Below are 20,946 nucleotides of genomic sequence, written 5' to 3' on the forward strand. Positions count from 1 at the left end.
AATAGAACCTGAAATTGCTGAGAAATGGTAAGCGATGAGATAAGTGTGCAACAAGGGGCTGTGAGTGTACAGCCCCGTGATAGGAGTGACGTATATCTTCTAGATAATTAGTCCCAGCTAAGGATGACTTTACCCGATTGACCCGAGCCCATTGCCTCGAAGCCCTGTTGGAAATCATCAATCTTGTAGTGGTGGGTGATGATTGGGGAAATATCTAACCCCGATTGGATCAAGCTCGCCATCTTGTACCAAGTTTCGAACATTTCACGGCCATAAATGCCTTTAATGACCAGACCCTTGAAGATCACTTTGCTCCAGTCGATGGCCATTTCGCCACCCGGAATACCGAGCATAGCAATTTTACCGCCGTGGTTCATGGTATCTAACATGGCGTGGAAGGCCGATGGCACGCCTGACATTTCTAGACCGACGTCGAAACCTTCGGTCATGCCGAGCTCTTTCATCACGTCTTTCAGGTTTTCTTTGGCCACGTTGACTGCGCGAGTCGCACCCATCTTGCGAGCCAACTCTAAGCGGTATTCGTTAACGTCGGTAATGACCACATGGCGGGCGCCAACATGGCGACATACGGCCGCAGCCATAATACCGATAGGGCCCGCGCCAGTGATTAATACGTCTTCGCCCACTAAGTCGAATGACAGTGCGGTGTGTACTGCGTTACCGAATGGGTCGAAGATAGAGGCTAAATCATCGCTGATATCATCGGGAATTTTGAAGGCGTTAAAGGCTGGGATAACCAAATATTCGGCAAATGAGCCTTCGCGGTTTACGCCCACACCTGAAGTATTACGGCATAAATGGGTGCGGCCTGCGCGACAGTTACGGCAGTGACCACAGGTGATATGGCCTTCGCCAGAAACGCGGTCACCAATGTTAAAACCGCGAACTTCTTGACCAATATCAACCACTTCGCCCACATACTCGTGACCAACAACCATAGGCACAGGAATGGTTTTTTGTGACCATTCGTCCCAGTTGTAGATGTGCATATCGGTGCCGCAAATGGCGGTCTTTTTAATCTTGATCAGCAGATCGTTATGGCCCATTTCAGGCTTAGGCGCATCGACTAACCAAATGCCTTTTTCGGCTTTTAACTTGCTTAGTGCTTTCATTTTGTAGGGTCCTAAATAATCGCCATTTCTTTAGCGATACGGGTAAAGGCTTCAATCGCTTTGTCGAGTTGCTCACGGGTGTGGGCCGCCGACATTTGCGTACGGATACGGGCTTGCCCCTTTGGCACGACAGGGAAGGAGAAGCCAATCACGTAGACATGTTCGTCTAATAAACGGTTAGCAAAATCGCTCGCCAGTTTGGCATCGCCAATCATCACCGGGATAATCGCATGGTCGGCGCCGCCTAAGGTAAAGCCTGCCGCTGACATCTTTTCGCGGAAATAACGGCTGTTTTCCCATACCGCTTCGCGCAGTGCTTGGCCCGATTTGAGCATCTCTAATACATGGATAGAGGCCGTTACAATCGAAGGCGCTAATGAGTTAGAGAATAGGTAAGGGCGAGAGCGTTGACGTAACCAGTCGATGACTTCTTTTTTACCTGAAGTGAAACCGCCCGAAGCGCCGCCTAGGGCTTTGCCTAAGGTGCCGGTGATAATATCGACACGGCCCATCACGCCACAGTGTTCGTGTGAACCGCGACCATTTTGGCCAACAAAACCCACGGCGTGTGAGTCGTCTACCATCACGAGTGCACCGTATTTATCGGCTAAATCACACACGCCTTTAAGGTTGGCGATTACGCCGTCCATGGAGAATACGCCGTCGGTGGCGATCAGGATGTTACGCGCGCCAGCTTCTTTCGCTGCGATAAGTTGCGTCTCTAAATCCGCCATATCGTTGTTGGCGTAACGGAAGCGTTTAGCCTTACATAAACGCACGCCGTCGATGATAGAGGCATGGTTTAAGGCGTCGGAGATGATCGCATCTTCGGCATCTAACAGGGTTTCAAACAGACCCGCATTGGCATCGAAACATGAGGAATACAGAATAGTGTCTTCCATGCCGAGGAATTCACTCAGGCTAGACTCTAGCTTTTTATGGATATCTTGGGTGCCACAGATAAACCGTACCGATGCCATACCAAAGCCGTGGCTCTCTAAACCTTGCTGGGCGGCTTTGATCAGTTCAGGATGGTTCGCTAGGCCTAAATAATTGTTCGCGCAAAAGTTAATAACTTCTTGGTGATTAACTTGAATGGCTGTCTGTTGCGGTGAGGCAATAACGCGTTCGCTTTTGTATAAGCCTTCGGCTTTAATATCTGCAAGCTGTTGATTAATCTGTGCGTAGAATGAGGTAGAGGCCACCTGATATCTCCTTAGTTAACTTTATTCTGATTCTGGGAGTGGCGGCATTCTAACTCTAAACCTAATTGGCCTACAGCCTTTTTTTCATGCAGCTTAGCCAGATAAATTAGTTTAGGGGTAAAACTGTTTTTACATTATAAAAACTAATGTGCAACATCAATTAATCGTCATTCGAAAATACCACTGTTGACCTTTCCGAGTGGCTTATTGATAAGCTTGTTACCTCGCTGGCAAAGGATAATTCCAATGAATTTGGCCGCCCGCACCAGTGCTATGACTGGACTTAAGTCTAGTACCTAATGCGGGCTTCCCGTATAGGGATTCGGGGATATTTAGATGGGATCTTGGTTGGCTAAGTCGTGGTAATGCTGCTCTAGGCGTGTAAAAGTCGCGACTGAAGTCGGTGTCGCATAGGCTTTGAAAATCATCAGTACCCTTAACACACCTTCGTAGAGGGTCGCTTTAGTGATGGTCGAGGTGCTCGACTGGGTGAGCTGATAGCCAATCCAAAAGCTGACGAGCATCTTGATGGTGTCCGCGAGCGGGGTGATTTTATCGGTATCGACGTTTAAAAAACCATCCTGTTTGAGCTGATGCAGCACTTGGCTCGAATGGGTCAAAACCTGTTGCTGGGCATGTAGATAGCGTTTTTTTAACTCTTCATCACGGGCGAGGATATCGGCAAGATTGGCGTACATAAAGCGAAATTGCCATAGGGTATAAAACATCGCATCGAAGTAGCCTATTAACAGTTCCACATTCACCTGCTTGCCTTCGTAGGGTTGGAACCCTGATTCGAGGTGATTTTCATAGAGGCTGAAAATGGAGCGAATAATGTCTTCTTTATTGCGGAAGTGATAATAAAGATTCCCGGGACTCATATTTAAGTGGGCGGCAATATGATTAGTCGTGATATTTCGTTCGCCGTGCTCATTGAACAGCTCCAGGCTGGCATAGATGATTTTGTCGCGGGTTTTCATAAGTTATCCAAATTGCGAGTGTAATTGAGAAAGCTAACCAACGACCGCCATACTGCTGGTAAATTATCCCTAAATTAAATCGTACCGAATGTTTGATTTGATGAACGAACAAAAATTCAATGTGATGGCTATTATGCTAACATTGCCGCTATTCATCAGGCAAAACCCATAAGCACGTTTTTCATGAATCGTTTTCTCTATAGCGCGATCTTATATTTATTTTCTCCCTTGCTAATCGTTTATTTAGCCTTTCGTGCTATCAAAAGTCCCGATTATCTTGGCCGTTGGGGGGAGCGTTTTGGCTTAACGGGACTTAAATCGACGGATTTGCTGATCCACTCAGTGTCTATGGGGGAAACGCTCGCGGCGATCCCGCTTATTCGCTTAATTCAGCAATCCCATCCGGAATTGAGTATTACTGTCACAACCAGCAGCCCCACGGGATCGGCTGAGGTGCACAAAGCCTTTGGTGACAGAGTACAGCACTGCTATTTGCCCTTCGATCTGCCTTGGTGTGTGAATCGGTTCTTACAGCAGTTATCCCCTAAATGGTGCATCATCATGGAGACCGAGCTGTGGCCTAACTTGGTAGCGATTACAGCCAAACGTGGTGTGCGTTTGATGTTGGCCAATGCTCGCTTGTCGGCTAAATCGGCGGCGCAATATGCTAAGCGCCCAAAGCTCAGCCAGCCGATGCTACAACGACTCGATATCATAGCGGCGCAGACACAAGTTGAAGCGCAGCGCTTTATCGAATTAGGCGTGTCACCGGATAGGGTAACAGTCTGTGGAAGCTTGAAGTTCGATCTCAGTATTACGCCCGAGCGTTTAACCAATGCTAAGTTGCTGCGTCAGATTTGGGAACGCGAAACATCACCGGTTTGGGTCGCTGGCAGCGTACACCCGGGTGAATTTGACGCTATGCTCACAGCCCATAGGCAATTATTAGCCCAATGGCCCGACGCCTTATTGATCATCGCGCCGCGCCACCCTGAACAGTTTAATGCTGTTGCTCAAGCGGTTGTAGATCAAGGCTTTGAATCTGTTCGCCGCAGTGAAAATCATCCCGTGACGGCTAAGACCCAAGTGCTGGTGGGCGATACCATGGGTGAACTTCTCACCTTTTATGGTGCTGCGGATCAAGCCTTTGTGGGCGGTACCTTGATCAACAACGGTGGTCACAATCCCTTAGAGCCTGTGGCCATGGGCGTGCCAGTCATGGTGGGGCCGAACCATTGGGACTTTGCTCAAATTACCCAAATGCTGGCTGACGCGGGTGGCCTGCGGATTGTGAGTTCGGCGCAAGAATTGGGGATAAACCTTATCCAATACTTTGAAAACCCTTCACAACGCCAGAAAGCAGCGAATGCAGGCCTTGCCGTGGTGGAGGCGAATCGTGGTGCCTTGCAGCGGCAATTTGCCCTAGTACAATCCCTAATAAAGGTTTAATTCGGTTGGTAAATCAAATGCTTGTCATCGCTGCTTGGTAGCCCTGCATCAACGATGACCAGTTATCAAGGTTAAAGGCAAGGCTTGGCAGCTTGCCTTGTTCTTTATGGAAGGAACGTAACAGTCTGTCTAGATTGGCTTTTTGCCATTGTGGGTTCGGTGTTTTTAATTCACCCCGATCGAAATCGATAAGATAAAAGCGCTCCGGCGTCACTTGTTCAGTTTGAGCAGACTGGAGCAGAATATTTTTGGCATTGAGATCGGCATGGTAGACGCCACGCCAGTGGAATTGAGCAATAGCAGCGCCCAATGCCTGCCATTGCGCCGTGCTCATTGCCCCTTTACTGAGTTTAGCGACTAAATCTTCGGCGCCTTTGACTCGCTCGATAATAATATCGGCGCGGTAAAATAACCCGTCGCGCACTATGTTGGCGGCTATGGGTTTAGGTACGGCAAAATCTTCACGATACAAAATGTCTAATAAGCGTAACTCAGCCATGGCGCGGGTGTTTTCGAGGCCAGTATAAAAGTAGGCGTCTTTACTGAATTTCTCCATTAAGCCGCCGCGCCAATAGTGGCGTAATACCCAATGGCTAACGCCAGATGCTACAAACCAGGTAGTGTAGCGGCCCTTGGATGAACCGACGACAGCCTCTTTAGCGCGCCAAAAATCCACTGAGAACCAAGTCGGAGTGATCGTTGTTGGCGTATCTTGGCAAAGTGCCATATGGCCTTGGGCGGTTTTTATGATCTGTATCTGAGCATTCATCGGAGATTTGTTGACTTAAGCGTGGCACCTCGGGCCATTCTACATTAAGATCCTTAGCTTGCGCCAAATAACCTTAAAGCTATGAGCTTCAATCCCAATGAGTTTAAATCCCAATAGCATGAATTCCCTTTGTTTGCTGCGGCTATCGGCTATCGGTGACGTCTGTCATGCCGTGGCTATGGTGCAGGCGATTCAGCGGCAATATCCCGAGCTAAAAATCACTTGGGTGATAGGCAAGCTTGAGTATCAATTATTGAAGCACTTACCCGGCATTGAGTTTGTTATTTTCGATAAATCTCAGGGATGGCGCAGCTATTTTAACTTGCGTAAGGCGTTACTGGGCCGACATTTTGACGTGCTGCTACATATGCAGGTTGCCCTACGCGCAACTTTGGCATCCCTAGCCATTTCGGCAAAAGTACGCATAGGTTTCGATCGTGCCCGTGCTAAAGAAGGCCAGTGGCTGGTCACTAATCGTAGGGTTGAGCCCTTAACCAATCCCCATGTACTCGATGGCTTTATGGGATTTGCCAAGGCGATTGGAGTTAAAGATCTCACTCCACAGTGGCATATTCCCGTCCCCGTTGCGGATACTGAATTTGCCCTGACGCAGATTAAAGATAATGACAAAGTCTTTATCATTTGTGCCGCCGCCAGTAAGGCTGAGCGCAACTGGTTGCCCGAGCGTTATGCCGCCGTCGCCAATCATGCAATTGCTCAGGGGTTTAGGGTGATGCTCTGTGGTGGCCCAACTCAGCTTGAGAAGGATTTAGCCGAGCAAATTTTGCAGGCTTGTCCCGCTAAGATAGATAATTTAGTGGGTAAGACCAGTTTGACACAATTACTGGCCCTGCTAAAACGCGCGAGCTTAGTGTTAGCGCCCGATACGGGACCCGCACATATGGCCGTTACTCAGGGCACTCCTGTCATTGGCTTATATGCCCATTCCAACCCCGGTCGCACCGGGCCCTATCTATCGCGGCAATATGTGGTGAGCGTCTACGATGAGGCGATAAGATCCCAGCATAGCGGCGAGGTAAAGTGGGGAACTCGCGCTAAGGGAGAGCATCTTATGGCATTAATTAGCGTTGAAGCCGTGATTGAGAAGTTTGATCTGGCAGTTCAGCAGACGCTCAGTTAAGGCTTGTTAGATTAGGTCTTAGGTATTTAACTGTACCGTATTTGTCGTGCGTTTTTAGATTATGTTAGGAGACAAGTCATGCGGATAGCCATTGCCATCGACAGTTTAGCGGGTGGCGGAGCCGAAAAGGTCATGATTACCTTAGCTAAGCAATTTATTCACTTAGGGCATGAGCCGCATTTCTTAGTCATGGAAGATAACCGTTACTATGAAACACCGGATAATTTACCTGTCCATCAATGTTTCGTCCCTAAGGATAAAGATTTCGACCACTTTGGACGATTAACGGCTTCGGTGAACAAACTGCGGGCGAAAATTGGAGAAATTGAGTCCCAAGTGGGCAAATTCGATTTGTTCCTCTCGAATCTGGATAAAACTAATTTGATGATGACTAAAACAGGGGTGTCGCCACTCTATGTGATCGTCCATTCATCGGTTGAAGAAGAGTTGAGTCGCCAGTTTAAGTTGGGCCCCTTCGCCTATTTTAAAAAGCTAAGGGCCAAAAAATCCCTCAATGGCCAGCATTTAATTACCGTGTCTAACGGCATAGCAAAAGAGATTAAAGAGAAAGGTCGTTTGCACCCTGCATCCATGCAAACTATTTATAATCCCTTTGAATTTAATGAAATTAGTGCTCAGTCGCAGCAAGATAATCCGCAAATTCCTCAGGGAGAATACCTCATTCATGTCGGCCGTTTTGCCAAGCAGAAGCGCCATGATGTGTTGTTTGAAGCCCTTAAGCTCACACAAAATCAGCTGCCTGTTGTGCTTTTGTGCCATAACCACAAAAAAGCGATAAAAGTGGCGAAAAAGTACGGCATTGAGAAACGCTTAATCATTCCGGGGTTTCAGAGTAATCCCTTCCCTTGGATAAAACGCGCTAAGGCGCTCGTGCTCAGCTCTGATTTTGAAGGCTTGCCGACAGTCTTGATTGAGTCATTAGCCTGCGGAACCCCAGTCGTGAGTACCGATTGTCCCCATGGGCCGAGTGAGATTCTGACTGGAAATCTGGCTCCCTATCTTGTGCCTCGCCGCAATCCAGCTGCCTTGGCCAAGATGATTGACGCCGTCGTTGCACAGCCGCCATCCCTCGAAAATGTTGAGATTTTAGCTAAGGTGGATGCCACTGCGATTGCCGAGCAATATTTAGCGCTAGCGAAATAATTTACCCGAGGAGAAAGCGGTGGAAGCGTGCAAATCAAGCAAAAGACGTTATTTGTTATACATAGCACAGAACTATTCCTATGCGATGTTAAGACCAATCCAGCAAGTTATTTTGGATAGAGGCGATGAAGTCTGCTGGTTTCTAGAGGGGAAGGAGGTCGATCCTAAGTTTCTAAAGGCCGATGAGCTGCGCTTACTGAGTATCGACGCCGTTAAGGCATGGAAACCCGATGCAGTATTTGTCCCTGGTAATGTCGTACCCAGTTTTATCCCTGGGGTAAAAGTCGGTGTATTCCATGGCTTTAATGCGGGGAAAATGAATCATAAGGGCCGTGAAGATCACTTCGAGATCCGCGATTGCTTTGATCTATATTGCACTCAAGGCCCTGCGACGACTCTGCCTTTCCTTGAGCTAGAGAAAAAGTTCGGTACTTTTACCGTCACCGAAACGGGCTGGCCTGCGTTAGATCCCCTCTTTCTTGAGAATAAAGATAATCCCTATATTAAGCAGGATGACCCAAGGCCCGTCGTACTCTTTTGCTCGACATTTTCCCCCAGCTTGACCTGTGCGCCAGCGGTATTTGAGCAGATAAAAGCCCTGTCGCAAAAGAGCCAATGGCGCTGGTTGGTACAATTCCATCCAAAGATGAATCCTAGGATTGTTGAGCAGTACAAGGCGCTGGAAAACGAGAATTTACAGTTTGTTGAAACCGATAATGTGATCCCACTATTGCAGGCGGGGGATGTGATGCTGTGCGATACCTCATCGATCCTGTTGATGTTTTTAATGCAGCGTAAGCCGGTTGTGACCTTTAAAAATCAGTCGCCGAAGGCGCATTTAATCGATATTAGCCGAGTCGAAGATATTGAGCCTGCATTAGCCAGAGCCCTCAGCCGCCCCGATGATTTAATGGCGCATATCCATGATTACTGTAATCAAATTCATCCTACTGGAGATGGCCAGTCTAGCCAACGCGTACTCGCGGCCACCGATGCCTTGATTGATAAAGGAACCGCTTGGCTTAAACCTAAGCCATTGAACCTACTGCGACACTTTAAAATGCGCCGTAAGCTAGGTTATTGGAAGCTGTTTTAACCCTAGAGCAGTATGGATAATGCCATCCGAGCCGAATGATTTGCATGTTCGGCTTTGGCTATTTTGATCTAAAACCCGTAGGATTTATCTCAGATTGAGCACATGGGATCGGAAAGTAGTATTTATAGTTTTCTCGCAATTTCAATGATTTCAGTTGTTGATATTGATGGTGTTCTAGGGAAGTAGGTGACTTCACAGATATCCCTTAAATCATCAAAACGACCTTCCCAATCATCACCCATTGCTAGAATATTGGCCCGATAATAATTAATGTAGTGACGCTTTTGTTCCAAAGACTCTTCAATGAAAACCTCGTTAACAAATTTTAACGATTTAATAATTTTCAAGCGGCTGTATTCATCGTAAACTGGATAGCGATTTTTCTTTTTAAAATTCAAGGCATCACTCGATACGCCAACGATTAGTTCAGAGCCTAATTGGGAACATTTTTCTAAAATATTAACATGCCCAACATGGAACACATCAAATGTTCCAAATGTAATTACCCTATTACCCATTATTATTCTCTCGATGAATATTAAACTCTATTTGTATCGGGTTATGATTAATTCGTTCACTCTCTTTGGGGATTGTCATGTAATCACCATATTTTTCAGTAAGGTATCTCTCTACGTTTTTTGGACACGGCAATTCAATTGATTCAAATTTGAGCATTTGTAGAGGATAAAGATCCGTGAGGTATATAGTATCATTAAATGTGACATTGCCTATTTTACCTGTGTCTACATCATTGTGCTTTTTATATAGCATATCAATTTTTTTAAAAAGAGTATCTTGACAATACTCCTTATAAAACCAGCGATAAAAATAAGTTTTAAATTTGCGTAAAAAATTTTCCTCCTTATATTTTGTCATGGATATTCTGCGGAATTTGTGTGAAAGACTTTTTATTTCATTTTTATCATTATTCGGTTTACTTATATTATCCCAAGGAAATATATCTATAAAAATCCCATGGTTTATATTTTTATTCTTCTTTGAGTTTTCTATAAATAATGTATTTTTATCTCTTATTTTTGCAAAATATAAAGGATATTCTTTTTCAGTATAAAAATGCTGTATAAATAGGTGTGAAGGCAATTTATTTTGAAGTTGTAAGAATCTTTCATAATCAGCTCTAGGCATCGCAATATCTATATCATCGTCCCAAGGGATAAATCCTTCATGTCTAACTGCACCAAGGGCTGTGCCTCCGATAGCAAAATAGGTAAGATTCTCTTCGCGGAATATTTTTTGCAGTTCTGATACCATTTGCATCTGATGTAACTGCACTTTTCTAACTAAATTCATAGACTAGATATTATAAAATAAGACGATGAATGGATTCTAATCCAAGTGGACAGTTAAAAACACAAAAATGATAAACTTTCTATGGATATATAATTTCTAGATTGTAGTTGATGCATATGTTACTTTTTCTTTAAGTATTTTAATTTATATGAATACCTATCAAAAATGACTCTCTAACAAGCTTTCTTTAGGCAACGATTTTATTAGCGAGTACTTTTATTCAGTTAATTTCAAATATTGCTGTGCAATATATTTACTATCAACGGCTTTGAGAATTTCAAGATCCTCAAGTGAAGGTGGAGATGCCAGACACTCGAGCGCCTTTTGTGCTAATAATGCAGGCTGACGCACTGGTACTAAATATTTGGCTAAATGGCCTGTGAGAATTTCATTGGGACCATGGGGGCAATCTGTGCTCACGACTGGCGTGCCGCAGACTAATGATTCAATGACAACTGTCGGTAAGCCTTCAAAATCAGAGCTCAGCAACATCAACTCGGCTTTGGCAATCCAGGCATAGGGGTTGTGTTGAAATCCAGGGGTGATGATACGGTGTTCAACACCATATTTTTTAGCTAATTTTCGTGCCTTGTTTGGTCTATTGCACAGTAGGACTAATTTAGGCGCCGTTGGCATGTCCCGCAAAGCTTTGAAGAGAATATCATGGCGCTTCTGGCGAGTGACTCGACCAACATGGATCATAAAAGGCTCGTTGGGAATTTCAGCGATGACCTCTTGAGCCTTGTTTTGGATTTCTGCGAGGCGAAATGGGTTGTATATGGTTTGCACACTCTGGGGTTTTAGCCATGAGGTGGCTCTTAGTTCATCGGCAATACCATTAGAGACGGTGATAATTTTTTTGCCGATCAGAGCCTTGGCTTTTTTCCAGCGTCGCCAAAAATGCACTGGACCGCGTTTTAGCTCCATCAATAATTCTTGCTTTAACGCACAGTGGCAGAAGTAGTAACAAGGTTCAAAATGGCAACCGGAAACAACCACATCACAGTCGGTCGAGTTGCTTAAAAATAGTGAAAATTTACCCGTTTTCTCAACCTCGTTCACTTTAGCCTTGAGGCGTGACCTTTGTTCATCTAACGAGGTTTTTTGACCTGCTTCAAATAGATAGTGAATGGTTACATCTTTAGGGGGGATAAAATCGCCTTCTTTGTGAAACACAAATAAGTGAACGTCTTGTCCGGCTTCCTGCAGCACTTCTGCCTGGGATAAGGCAATTTTTACTGTGCCGTTGGAGAAAAAGTTATGGCAAAAAAATCGCGATTTTTTTCATAGGAATGCTCTAATTGTGTTGCTCTGTAAGCCTTTGCTTTTAATAAAGTTGTTTAAGCTACAACCTCAAGTAAAGACGGGGTGCCATTTAGGGTGATGTCATCCCCTATGCTAAGTGGTTGCATTATATCAGTTCGGACCTTTACATGGGCTTAATCCCAAGTATTCTTGCCATTTTTTTAGTTTTTTATGGGTATTTAAAGCGGTTTTGGCCGTGATTATTCACTCGCTTGGCTAAAACGAGTAGACTGGCGGGCAATGTTTTATGGCATCCATATAAGTTGGGTCAGCAAAGTGCACACAAGAGCAGTTTATCCAGGGACCTTCGATCCCATTACTAATGGCCATGCCGATTTGATTGAGCGTGCGGCTAAGTTATTCAAGCATGTGGTCATTGGTATTGCGGCCAATCCATCAAAGCAACCTAGATTTACCCTCGAGGAGCGCGTTGAACTGGTGAATCGTGTCACCGCCCATTTGGATAATGTAGAAGTGGTCGGGTTTTCTGGCTTGTTGGTGGATTTTGCGAAGGAACAAAGGGCCAGTGTGTTGGTGCGTGGCCTGCGGGCGGTGTCTGATTTCGAATACGAGTTCCAATTGGCGAATATGAATCGCAGATTGAGTCCAGAGCTTGAAAGTGTGTTTTTAACTCCCGCCGAGGAGAACTCCTTTATTTCTTCGACCTTAGTAAAGGAAGTCGCCTTACATGGTGGCGATGTGAGCCAATTTGTTCACCCTGAGGTGGCCATGGCATTAGCGGCAAAGCTTAAACTCGTTAAGGCGTAGAACCTGCAAAGCTGATGATTTTCTGTGGTATTTCTATGTTAATTTTGAGGTATTGTGACCTCGCGATGATAATTAAAAGGATGTTATGAAGGCTTTTTTTTCCCCCACTATCCTCGCTACTAGCGTTGTCTCAGGCTTATTTTTTTGCTCTACACTCGCCGCTGCGCCTTGGGTGGATGCCTCGGATATTTATCTTCGAGCCGATATTCAAGCATTGGCCGATGCGGGTGTTATCACCGTGCCTGTGAATACTTTCCCCTTGATGTGGTCGGGAATCGGTGGCGATTTAGCGAACGTCGAGCCAGAACTTCTTTCGCCTGCATTAGTGCAAGCCTTTGCCCGCGTTAACTTCTATTACCACAATGCGGTCGAGAATCGTGGCAATACCAGAGTAAAAGTGTCGGCGGCAACGGATCCGGCAAGGTTTCAGCACTATGGTTCTGACTACCGTGAGAAGGGTGAGGTCAAAGGTTCTTACGAATACCTAGGCTCACGCGTGGCCTATAAAGCCACAGTCGCCGAGACGTACGATCCGCAAGATAACAAAAATTTCCGTCTCGACGAGTCTTATTTTGCGGTGATCATGGGGAACTGGATTGCCACCTTAGGTACGGTTGAGCAGTGGTGGGGCCCAGGATCCGATTCGGCATTGCATCGCTCTAATAATGCGCGTCCAATGCAGTCACTGTTGCTGAGTCGCAATAATGCCGCCGCCTTTGAAACGCCATGGTTATCTTGGATTGGGCCTTGGACCTTCAAAACTGGTTTTAGCATGGCTGAAAATGAGCGCGCCGTGCCTAAAACGGCGGAATGGGATATGCGCTTTACCGCAAAACCGATCCAGCAGTTAGAAATTGGCTTATCTTGGTCGACGCTCTTTTGCGGTGAAGGGCAAAATTGCGACTTCGATTCCTGGAGGGATTCAGTGGCAGGCAATGAGGTATGTATCGACGGTGCGGATTCTTGCCTTGCCGATCAACGCCGTGACGCGGGCCATAGGACACAAAGCATCGATTTACGCTATGCGGACACTTGGCAGGATATTCCCGTTGGTTTGTACCTAGAGCACAGCTGTGAGAATGGCAGCGATTGCGGTTCACTCTGGGGTATAGATACCCATTTCGGTACTTCGGGTAAACAGTTCAAGCTGTTTATGGAATACTCGGATACCTTTGTGGAGTGTGGTGGCAAGGCGAATTGCTTCTATGAGGACCCTGTTTACCTGAGTGGGGCGCGGTACTACGGCAGATCCTTAGGCTCGACCTATGATAGCGATGCGCAAGTCTTTGTGTTTGGTTTGGTTGGCCAGTTCCATAACAGCCGTGGTTTTACCTCACTGTTGCGTTATGCCAAGTTGAATAAAGACGGCACCAATGTGGCGACCACTTGGGCGCCGCAGCCACCGAAGGAAGATTTGTTGATGTTAGAACTGTCCTACCGCATGCCCGTATGGAAGGGTATGTGGAGTTTAGGGGGAACTGTGTCCAGATCGGAGTTTGATATTCAAGAAAACGATACCAATGCCACTCTCTTTAGCAGTTTCGAATATCGTTTTTAGATTTTTTTATAAACAAAGGCCTGCATATTAGCAGGCCTTTTTTATGTCTTAAACGAGGTTACTGCGGGTAAAACTCGCGGTACCAATTCACAAACCTTGTCACCCCTGTATTGATATCCACTTGGGGTTTATATCCCACCGCCTTAAACAGATCACTGGTATCCGCCCAAGTCGAGTGCACATCGCCGGGCTGCATTGACAAGAAATTCTTCTTGGCCTCTATCCCGAGTGCATGTTCGAGTGCAGTAATAAAATCGAGTAATTGCACTGGGCTACCGTTGCCTATGTTAAAGACACGGTAAGGAGCACTGCTGGTGGCGGGTGAGCCTGTTTCCACTGTCCAGCCTGGCGTTGGGCGAGGTGGCTTGTCCTGGACTCTAATTATTCCCTCAACAATATCATCAATATAGGTAAAATCACGGCTAAGGTCGCCATGGTTATACACATCGATAACTTCACCTGCGAGTATGGCTTTAGTGAATTTAAATAACGCCATATCCGGGCGCCCCCAGGGGCCATAGACGGTGAAAAAACGCAGTCCAGTGGTGGGCAACTGATATAAATGTGAGTAAGTGTGGGACATTAACTCATTGGCTTTTTTCGTTGCGGCATAGAGGGAGATTGGATGATCTATGCTGTCTTCGGTGGAGAAGGGCATCTTCTGATTTAACCCATACACAGACGAAGAAGAAGCATAGACGAGATGCTCAATTTGGTGATGGCGGCAGCCTTCTAAAATCGTCAGATGCCCCACTAGGTTGCTATCGGCGTAGGCCAAGGGATTGTCGAGTGAGTAACGCACACCCGCTTGGGCTGCCAAATGAATCACCCGTTGAAAACCATGTTGGGCAAACAGGGCGGCAATACCTTCTCTGTCGGCGAGATCCAGTTTGATAAAACGGAAATTATCCAAGATTTGTAAGGGCGCAAGACGGGCCTGTTTGAGTCCTACATCGTAGTAGTCATTAAGATTATCAATGCCGATAACGTCGTGGCCGAGGGCACATAGACGTTCACTGACTTTGGCGCCAATAAAACCTGCGGCACCTGTGACTAAGTATTTCATGTTAAACCTTTTACTGTCGGCTCAATGGCTGAGCATTAATCCTGATGGAACAGATCTCGGGTATAGACTTTGTCTGCAACATCGTTGAGTTCATCAACCATTCGATTGGAGACGATCACATCACACATGGCTTTAAATTCATTTAAATCTCGAATCACTCTCGATTTAAAAAACTCATCTTCCTTGAGTACAGGCTCATAGACTACGACTTCGATACCTTTGGCCTTGATACGCTTCATCACGCCTTGCACGGCGGAGGCCCGGAAGTTATCTGAGTCGGCTTTCATGATCAAACGGTATATACCGACGCATTTGGGGTGCTTGCGGATAATCGCATCGGCAATAAAGTCTTTGCGAGTGGTGTTCGAGTCGACGATGGCGCTGATGAGATTATTGGGCACATCATTGTAGTTTGCCAGCAACTGTTTAGTGTCTTTCGGTAGGCAGTATCCACCATAACCGAAGGAGGGATTGTTGTAATAGTTTCCGATACGGGGATCGAGGCTCACCCCCTCGATAATTTGGCGCGTGTTTAAGCCTCGGCTCTGGGCGTAGGTATCGAGTTCATTAAAGTAAGCGACTCGCATAGCGAGAAACGTATTGGCAAACAACTTTATCGCTTCGGCCTCTGTGCTGTCGGTGAGCAAAATAGGAATATCTTGCTTGATTGCCGCTTTGGCTAAGAGATCGGCAAAGGCTTGGGCGCGGGGTGAACGTTCCCCTACAATAATGCGTGAGGGATAAAGATTGTCATACAGTGCCTTGCCCTCTCGTAAAAACTCAGGGGAAAACAGTATATTATCACTGTTGAGTTTTTGTCTTAGGGTCGCAGTAAAGCCAACGGGGACGGTCGATTTAATGATGACAGTCGTATTCGGATTTGCGGCTAGGACATCCCTAGCGACATTTTCAACCGACTGGGTATTAAAGTAATTAGTCTGGGGATCATAGTCCGTTGGGGTGGCAACAATTACAAAGTCGGCCGATTGAAAGGCCACATTCTGTGTGGTTGCCGTTAAATTCAGCGGTTTGTTTTTCAGGTAATCTTCGATTTGTTCATCGACAACGGTTGACCTATGTGCGTTAACTTGTGCGACACGTTCCGGCGATACGTCGATGGCGGTGACTCGATTTTGCTGGGCTAACAGGACAGCATTTGATAGGCCAACGTAACCCATACCCACAACAACGATATTCATAGATAGCTCCGGTGACATACCTTTTGTTCTTAGTAAATTAACATAGTCTTATTGCAAAAAAGTACAATCTAATGAAAGTGACAGTTCCAAATTCAGTCTTCTTCTAGAATATTTTCCTAGTTTACAATACCCGGCTTGCATTCTGTTTGATTCAAATAACACTCGATCAAGACAGATTTTTATTTTGCAATAATCATATGATACCGTATTGATGGTGTTAAAGTTTTGGAGCCTTGAATTGATTTCTATCGTGATCCCCGCTAAAGATGAGGTAGGTAATATTGGTCCTCTGATGGAAGAGATATGCCATGCTCTCAAAGGTGTGACTGAGTTTGAAATTCTTGTTGTCGATGATGGTAGTCAAGACGATACCTTTGGCGAAGTGATGCGCACCGCCACTGAGCAGCAATGCGATGCTAAAGCGATTCGCCATGAGCGCAGTACGGGGCAAAGCACCGCGATTTCCACCGGTGTCTTACATGCTCGCGGTAAATATATCGTCACCTTAGATGCCGATGGACAAAATGACCCCGCGGATATTCCCGCCATGTTGGCACAATTGCCGCAAATCCATGCCGAACATTTTTGTATCGCAGGCTACCGTAAGAACCGTAAAGATACGGCATGGAAGCGATTTCAATCTCGCTTCGCCAATAAGGTTCGTGATGCGCTCTTGCACGATGGTGTGCCAGATACTGGCTGCGGCCTTAAACTCTTCCCCCGCGAAACCTTCCTGCGTTTGCCTTATTTCGATCATATGCATAGATACATTCCTGCATTAGTGCGCCGTATGGGTGGAGAGATTTTTATTTCTGTAGTTAATCATAGGGATCGCCAAGTGGGCGTTTCCAAATATACCGCTTGGAATCGGGTCTGGGTTGGGATTGTCGACATTATGGGCGTGATGTGGCTCGGTCGCAGGGCAAAAATCGCTAAGGTTGCTCGCAGTCAAGCAAGCTGGCGTGACTGACAATGAAGCGATTCTATAAGGCGATTTTTATCGTCTGCATCCTGCTGGTGTTGATGTTTGCCGTCCAGAAGGGGATGTTTGAGCATTTAACCGATAGCAACTGGGTGGCGCATTTTTATTGCTGCCCAAGGGGTCTATGCGCTGGCGGTGTTGCTGGTGGTGGGCGGCTTGTTTACTGCTGTGGGAGGGCCAAGGCAGGTGATTGCCTTTGTATTTGGCTTTGCCCTCGGCGGTCTCTATGGCGGTTTATTTTCCACCTTGGCTGCTTTACTCGGCTGTGTGCTGGCGTTTTATACCGCGAGATTGACTATCCGCAGCAGTTTGCAACGCCGTTTTGGTAATCGTCTCCAAAAGTTTGAGGCCCTGATCATCAACAAAACTTGGTTGAAAGTCTTGATGATCCGTCTGTTGCCCGTTGGCAGTAATTTACTCACTAATCTGTTCGCGGGGGCAACCCACGTTCCTGCTGGGGGATTTATGCTGGGCAGCGTATTAGGTTATTTGCCACAGATGCTGATCTTCAGTTTTGCGGGCGCAGGCATTGGCTTGTCTGATCATAACCAACTGGGGATCAGCATCGGGTTGTTTATTATCTCGAGTCTTATCGGCGCTTACCTTTACCGTTCGAGCCTGCGCAAGCAGGTGGATGAATTGGAAAACTAAATAGGGATTAGGAATGGATGCATTGAATCGTCGTTTCAATAGCGAAGATTATTACCAAGTACTCTGGCCGCTGCTGTTGATGAGTTTGCTTATCTTACTGGTTGGCATAGGTTTTCGTTCTCCTTGGCCCGCCGATGAGCCACGGTTTGTTGAGGTCGCGCGGGAAATGGTGGCATCGGGACAGTGGTTATTTCCTACTCGAGGTGGTGAATATTATCCCGATAAACCCCCCGTATTTATGTGGGCCATCGCCCTATTTTACCAACTGACGGGTTCCCTTAAGTTCGCCTTCTTATTACCCAATGCCCTGTGCGGGCTATTGACCATATTCCTCGTTTACGATCTTGGTGCAAAACTATGGAATGTGCGCGTAGGCCGCAATGCCGCATTGCTACTCTTGATTGTGCCGCAGTTTTTAATGCAGGTTAAAAATGCTCAGATAGATGCCATGGTGATGTGTTGGATAACCGTGGGATGCTATGGCCTGATACGCCATTTTATGCTCGGCCCCCAGTGGCGCTGGTATTTTATTGGTTGGGGGTTTATGGGGCTTGGGGTGATCACTAAGGGGGTTGGCTTTTTACCCTTATTGTTGCTCATTCCGATTGGGATTTATGCCATCAAAGATAAAACCCGTTTCGAGGGCCGCTTAACTTGGCTCTGCCTCGCGGGGCCTTTGGCTATGCTCGCCGTGATCGCCTGTTGGTTAGTGCCTATGGTGATGACGGTGCAAGCCCATGGCACGCCTGAGCTTGTCGCTTACCAAAACAATATTTTGTTTAAGCAGACGGGCGAGCGTTACGTCAATGCTTGGCATCATATTAAGCCTTGGTATTTCTTTATCTTAAGTGTTATTCCGTGGATGTGGTTCCCGATTTCTCTGCTGGTGGTCGCCTATTGGAAGCAATGGGTACAAAAGGTTAAGGCCGATCCCACTATTGCGATTCTGCTGATTTGGGTGGGACTTGTGGTGCTGTTTTTTAGCATCAGCCCGGGTAAGCGCAACGTGTATATTCTGCCCGCATTACCAATGTTGGCTTTAGTTGCATCGGCGGTATTAACGGGTGTTTCACCGAAAGCTTGGTTTGAAAAACTGGTCACAGGTGTGCTGTGGTTCTTAGGCGCGCTTGTGTTAGTTGCTGGCGTGCTGGCATTTATTCATCATCCTGCATTAGTTAAAGCCCTTGCCGACTATACCGATGATCTGACTGGTATTGGCTATCTCTTTATTTTGCTTGGTTTACTCTGGTTTTTGTTACTTTGGCTTGCTCGCAAACAGTTTGTCCTCGTGAAGGTGGGTATTGTCTCTGCCTTAGGTTGGGTGCTGGTGAGTACTTGGGGTTATTCGATGCTCGATGAGATGCGCACCCCAAGAAGCTTGATGCTGCACACCGCCGAAGTGATAGGTGAAGATGCCGAGTTAGGTCTAGTAAACTTTAAAGAGCAGTTTATTTTGTTCTCGCCCATGAGCGTGACGCACTTTAGTTATCTCGCGCCGGTAGAAGAACAAGAGCGCAACGCCTGGCAATGGATGCAGGAGAACAAACAGCGTTATGTGTTAGTGCCTAGCGGTGCTGAGCTGAGTTGTTTCGATATCAAAGGCGGTAAGAGCATGGGGATTGCCCACCGTGATGAGTGGATTTTGCTCTCGGCCTCGGACATGACACCAGAGTGTGTCTCACCAACGCGGGAATACCGCTACTTTACCGATCATCCTGGGCGCTGGTTAAAAGAGTAACTAATACAAAATCATATAAAAATGCCTGCAATTGCAGGCATTTTTACGGCGATTAGCGTGTCTGGCAAATACCACAAAAGACGGTGGTGCGCTGACCTAAACGGATTTCGCTGAGTAGATTGCCGCACTGAGTGCAGGTTTCACCGCCGCGGCCGTAAACATGGAGTTTTTGGGCGAAGTAGCCGGGTTTACCATCGGCGTTGGTGAAGTCTTTTAGCGTAGTGCCGCCCTGTTTAATGGCATGGGCGAGGATTTGCTTAACCTCGGTAACCAGCAAAGTTAACCGCTCAATATCGATATTACCCGCCTGTGCCTCTGGATGAATGCCAGCGGCAAAGAGGGCTTCGTTAGCATAAATATTGCCCACTCCGACGACGATGTGATTATCCATCAAACAAAGCTTAATGGCCTTTTTCTTGCCCGCTAATGCTGCGGCTAATTGATTGACATTAAACGCATTGGTTAAAGGTTCCGGTCCGAGTTTTGCGAGTAATGGATGGGCTTCTTCTGGAAGTTCGCACCAGAGCCAAGCGCCAAAACGTCGCGGGTCGTTAAAGCGTAGTATTCGGCCGTTGGCAAGCACTAAGTCGATATGGTCATGCTTTTCCACTGGGGTGTCATGGGGCAGAATTCGTAAACTGCCCGACATGCCTAAATGCACTATGCTAGTGCCCGCATCGGTGTCGATTAACAGGTACTTGGCCCGGCGGCGCACTTGGCGTATGACTTGGCCGATAATTTGTTTGGCGATTGCTGGCACTGGCCAGCGCAGCGAGCCATTGCGGATCACAAGATCAACCACGGTTTGCTCGACAAGGAAGGGGGCAATACCCTGACGGGTGACTTCAACTTCTGGTAATTCCGGCATGGATTCTTTCTTATCTTAAGTCGAATGGACCGCATTAAGCCGCGGGTTTGGCATCGATGATAGGTTGTAGTTTGGCACGTAAACTAGGGGGAACTTGGTACCAATTGGCTGCGGGGGATTTTAGGGCGCCCTCAATGGGGAAATAAAGCCACAGCTGTGAATGGGGAATGTCCGCAATCTGAATCACTAATTCCTGTGGTTTATCTGTAAGTTGTGGCGCTATCGCTAAAGGAGATACCAGTACCGTTTGCCACGCATTTGCCCATTCATCACAGTTGAGTACTTTAGTATCGCACTCCCATTGTGCGGCTTGCTTATGTAGCCACAAGCCATCGAGTTGCAACTGTGCCAGCGGGGCATTGTCGTCAAACAGGCGCTGTGCATCACTGGGGATATTATGGGTTTTTCTATCCATAAAAGTAAGCACTGCAATCATAAAGATGCAGGCTAAAATGATGATGTTATTCCACTGTTTACGAGTTAGGGCCATGATAATGCGCGACAACGAGTAAGGGATAATACCCGAGTTTATCACGCCCAAAGTGAGATGCTAGCCCTGCGAG

The 20,946-nt window shown here is 46.7% G+C and carries 18 protein-coding genes and 2 pseudogenes; 9 read left to right on the plus strand and 11 right to left on the minus strand.

Going from position 1 to position 20,946, the window contains the following annotated elements; genetic code table 11:
* Positions 1 to 107 precede the first annotated feature (107 nt).
* The 3 genes from tdh to SOHN41_RS00220 form a co-directional block, all read right to left on the minus strand.
* Positions 108 to 1,133: an L-threonine 3-dehydrogenase gene (tdh, locus tag SOHN41_RS00210; protein ID WP_007644073.1), complete on the minus strand. Its 1,026-nt coding sequence runs from the start codon at positions 1,131 to 1,133 to the stop codon at positions 108 to 110.
* An 11-nt stretch (positions 1,134 to 1,144) separates the two neighbouring features.
* Entirely contained in the window at positions 1,145 to 2,338 is a 1,194-nt protein-coding gene (locus SOHN41_RS00215; protein WP_007644075.1) for a glycine C-acetyltransferase, read from the minus strand.
* Positions 2,339 to 2,670: 332 nt separating this feature from the next.
* The gene (locus SOHN41_RS00220) at positions 2,671 to 3,318 is read right to left on the minus strand and encodes a TetR/AcrR family transcriptional regulator (RefSeq protein WP_007644077.1); all 648 of its coding nucleotides are present in this window, start codon (positions 3,316 to 3,318) and stop codon (positions 2,671 to 2,673) included.
* Positions 3,319 to 3,501: 183 nt separating this feature from the next.
* On the opposite strand from SOHN41_RS00220, the gene waaA reads away from it, so the two are divergent.
* On the plus strand, positions 3,502 to 4,767 hold the full coding sequence (gene waaA / locus SOHN41_RS00225) for a lipid IV(A) 3-deoxy-D-manno-octulosonic acid transferase (RefSeq protein ID WP_007644080.1): 1,266 nt from the start codon (positions 3,502 to 3,504) through the stop codon (positions 4,765 to 4,767).
* Positions 4,768 to 4,780: 13 nt separating this feature from the next.
* On the opposite strand, the gene SOHN41_RS00230 is transcribed toward waaA, so the two are convergent.
* Positions 4,781 to 5,536, minus strand: coding sequence for a 3-deoxy-D-manno-octulosonic acid kinase (locus tag SOHN41_RS00230; protein WP_007644082.1), 756 nt, complete (start codon positions 5,534 to 5,536; stop codon positions 4,781 to 4,783).
* A 97-nt stretch (positions 5,537 to 5,633) separates the two neighbouring features.
* On the opposite strand from SOHN41_RS00230, the gene SOHN41_RS00235 reads away from it, so the two are divergent.
* The 3 genes from SOHN41_RS00235 to SOHN41_RS00245 all read left to right on the plus strand — a co-directional run bounded on the left by SOHN41_RS00235 (position 5,634) and on the right by SOHN41_RS00245 (position 8,937).
* The gene (locus tag SOHN41_RS00235) at positions 5,634 to 6,677 is read left to right on the plus strand and encodes a glycosyltransferase family 9 protein (RefSeq protein ID WP_007644084.1); all 1,044 of its coding nucleotides are present in this window, start codon (positions 5,634 to 5,636) and stop codon (positions 6,675 to 6,677) included.
* 78 nt (positions 6,678 to 6,755) lie between these two features.
* Positions 6,756 to 7,841, plus strand: a complete 1,086-nt coding sequence (locus tag SOHN41_RS00240) for a glycosyltransferase (protein WP_007644086.1) — start codon at positions 6,756 to 6,758, stop codon at positions 7,839 to 7,841.
* Between the two features lie 19 nt (positions 7,842 to 7,860).
* Complete coding sequence (locus SOHN41_RS00245; RefSeq protein ID WP_007644088.1) at positions 7,861 to 8,937, plus strand: CDP-glycerol--glycerophosphate glycerophosphotransferase; 1,077 nt, start codon at positions 7,861 to 7,863, stop codon at positions 8,935 to 8,937.
* 122 nt (positions 8,938 to 9,059) lie between these two features.
* On the opposite strand, the gene SOHN41_RS00250 is transcribed toward SOHN41_RS00245, so the two are convergent.
* The 3 genes and pseudogenes from SOHN41_RS00250 to SOHN41_RS00260 form a co-directional block, all read right to left on the minus strand.
* Positions 9,060 to 9,455: an adenylyltransferase/cytidyltransferase family protein gene (locus SOHN41_RS00250; protein WP_037457683.1), complete on the minus strand. Its 396-nt coding sequence runs from the start codon at positions 9,453 to 9,455 to the stop codon at positions 9,060 to 9,062.
* A complete protein-coding gene (locus tag SOHN41_RS00255) occupies positions 9,448 to 10,215 on the minus strand; it encodes a LicD family protein (RefSeq protein WP_158091846.1) in 768 nt (255 codons plus the stop codon). Before SOHN41_RS00255 ends, SOHN41_RS00250 begins: the two co-directional genes overlap by 8 nt.
* A gap of 249 nt (positions 10,216 to 10,464) precedes the next feature.
* A pseudogene (locus tag SOHN41_RS00260) lies at positions 10,465 to 11,536 on the minus strand (glycosyltransferase).
* Between the two features lie 293 nt (positions 11,537 to 11,829).
* Here SOHN41_RS00260 and coaD point away from each other — a divergent pair.
* Complete coding sequence (gene coaD / locus SOHN41_RS00265; RefSeq protein ID WP_037457717.1) at positions 11,830 to 12,321, plus strand: pantetheine-phosphate adenylyltransferase; 492 nt, start codon at positions 11,830 to 11,832, stop codon at positions 12,319 to 12,321.
* 85 nt (positions 12,322 to 12,406) lie between these two features.
* Complete coding sequence (locus SOHN41_RS00270) at positions 12,407 to 13,879, plus strand: capsule assembly Wzi family protein (RefSeq protein ID WP_007644097.1); 1,473 nt, start codon at positions 12,407 to 12,409, stop codon at positions 13,877 to 13,879.
* Positions 13,880 to 13,937: 58 nt separating this feature from the next.
* Here the strand turns inward: SOHN41_RS00270 and SOHN41_RS00275 are convergent, their stop codons facing one another.
* Positions 13,938 to 14,945 carry an NAD-dependent epimerase gene (locus SOHN41_RS00275; protein WP_007644098.1) on the minus strand — a complete coding sequence of 336 codons (1,008 nt, stop codon included), beginning with the start codon at positions 14,943 to 14,945 and terminating at the stop codon, positions 13,938 to 13,940.
* Between the two features lie 35 nt (positions 14,946 to 14,980).
* Positions 14,981 to 16,144, minus strand: a complete 1,164-nt coding sequence (locus SOHN41_RS00280; protein ID WP_007644100.1) for a nucleotide sugar dehydrogenase — start codon at positions 16,142 to 16,144, stop codon at positions 14,981 to 14,983.
* A 238-nt stretch (positions 16,145 to 16,382) separates the two neighbouring features.
* On the opposite strand from SOHN41_RS00280, the gene SOHN41_RS00285 reads away from it, so the two are divergent.
* From SOHN41_RS00285 to SOHN41_RS00295, 3 genes and pseudogenes are all read left to right on the plus strand, one after another.
* Positions 16,383 to 17,114 (plus strand): glycosyltransferase family 2 protein, encoded by a 732-nt coding sequence (locus tag SOHN41_RS00285; protein ID WP_037457718.1) that lies wholly within the window; start codon positions 16,383 to 16,385, stop codon positions 17,112 to 17,114.
* A gap of 2 nt (positions 17,115 to 17,116) precedes the next feature.
* Positions 17,117 to 17,777, plus strand: a pseudogene (locus SOHN41_RS00290) (TVP38/TMEM64 family protein).
* 13 nt (positions 17,778 to 17,790) lie between these two features.
* Positions 17,791 to 19,515 (plus strand): ArnT family glycosyltransferase, encoded by a 1,725-nt coding sequence (locus tag SOHN41_RS00295; protein WP_007644106.1) that lies wholly within the window; start codon positions 17,791 to 17,793, stop codon positions 19,513 to 19,515.
* Positions 19,516 to 19,567: 52 nt separating this feature from the next.
* On the opposite strand, the gene mutM is transcribed toward SOHN41_RS00295, so the two are convergent.
* Positions 19,568 to 20,383 (minus strand): bifunctional DNA-formamidopyrimidine glycosylase/DNA-(apurinic or apyrimidinic site) lyase, encoded by an 816-nt coding sequence (gene mutM / locus SOHN41_RS00300; protein ID WP_007644108.1) that lies wholly within the window; start codon positions 20,381 to 20,383, stop codon positions 19,568 to 19,570.
* A gap of 34 nt (positions 20,384 to 20,417) precedes the next feature.
* The gene (locus tag SOHN41_RS00305) at positions 20,418 to 20,873 is read right to left on the minus strand and encodes a hypothetical protein (protein WP_037457686.1); all 456 of its coding nucleotides are present in this window, start codon (positions 20,871 to 20,873) and stop codon (positions 20,418 to 20,420) included.
* Positions 20,874 to 20,946: the final 73 nt, after the last annotated feature.

The sequence above is a fragment of the Shewanella sp. HN-41 genome (assembly GCF_000217915.1).
Lineage (GTDB): Bacteria > Pseudomonadota > Gammaproteobacteria > Enterobacterales > Shewanellaceae > Shewanella.

Coding starts and splice junctions, on each gene's coding strand:
- SOHN41_RS00235 (WP_007644084.1), top strand. CDS start 5,634: ATGAGTTTAAATCCCAATAGCATGAATTCCCTTTGTTTGCTGCGGCTA.
- waaA (WP_007644080.1), top strand. CDS start 3,502: ATGAATCGTTTTCTCTATAGCGCGATCTTATATTTATTTTCTCCCTTG.
- SOHN41_RS00240 (WP_007644086.1), top strand. CDS start 6,756: ATGCGGATAGCCATTGCCATCGACAGTTTAGCGGGTGGCGGAGCCGAA.
- SOHN41_RS00295 (WP_007644106.1), top strand. CDS start 17,791: ATGGATGCATTGAATCGTCGTTTCAATAGCGAAGATTATTACCAAGTA.
- SOHN41_RS00230 (WP_007644082.1), bottom strand. CDS start 5,536: ATGAATGCTCAGATACAGATCATAAAAACCGCCCAAGGCCATATGGCA.
- SOHN41_RS00270 (WP_007644097.1), top strand. CDS start 12,407: ATGAAGGCTTTTTTTTCCCCCACTATCCTCGCTACTAGCGTTGTCTCA.
- SOHN41_RS00220 (WP_007644077.1), bottom strand. CDS start 3,318: ATGAAAACCCGCGACAAAATCATCTATGCCAGCCTGGAGCTGTTCAAT.
- mutM (WP_007644108.1), bottom strand. CDS start 20,383: ATGCCGGAATTACCAGAAGTTGAAGTCACCCGTCAGGGTATTGCCCCC.
- SOHN41_RS00305 (WP_037457686.1), bottom strand. CDS start 20,873: ATGGCCCTAACTCGTAAACAGTGGAATAACATCATCATTTTAGCCTGC.
- SOHN41_RS00250 (WP_037457683.1), bottom strand. CDS start 9,455: ATGGGTAATAGGGTAATTACATTTGGAACATTTGATGTGTTCCATGTT.
- SOHN41_RS00275 (WP_007644098.1), bottom strand. CDS start 14,945: ATGAAATACTTAGTCACAGGTGCCGCAGGTTTTATTGGCGCCAAAGTC.
- tdh (WP_007644073.1), bottom strand. CDS start 1,133: ATGAAAGCACTAAGCAAGTTAAAAGCCGAAAAAGGCATTTGGTTAGTC.
- SOHN41_RS00280 (WP_007644100.1), bottom strand. CDS start 16,144: ATGAATATCGTTGTTGTGGGTATGGGTTACGTTGGCCTATCAAATGCT.
- SOHN41_RS00255 (WP_158091846.1), bottom strand. CDS start 10,215: ATGCAAATGGTATCAGAACTGCAAAAAATATTCCGCGAAGAGAATCTT.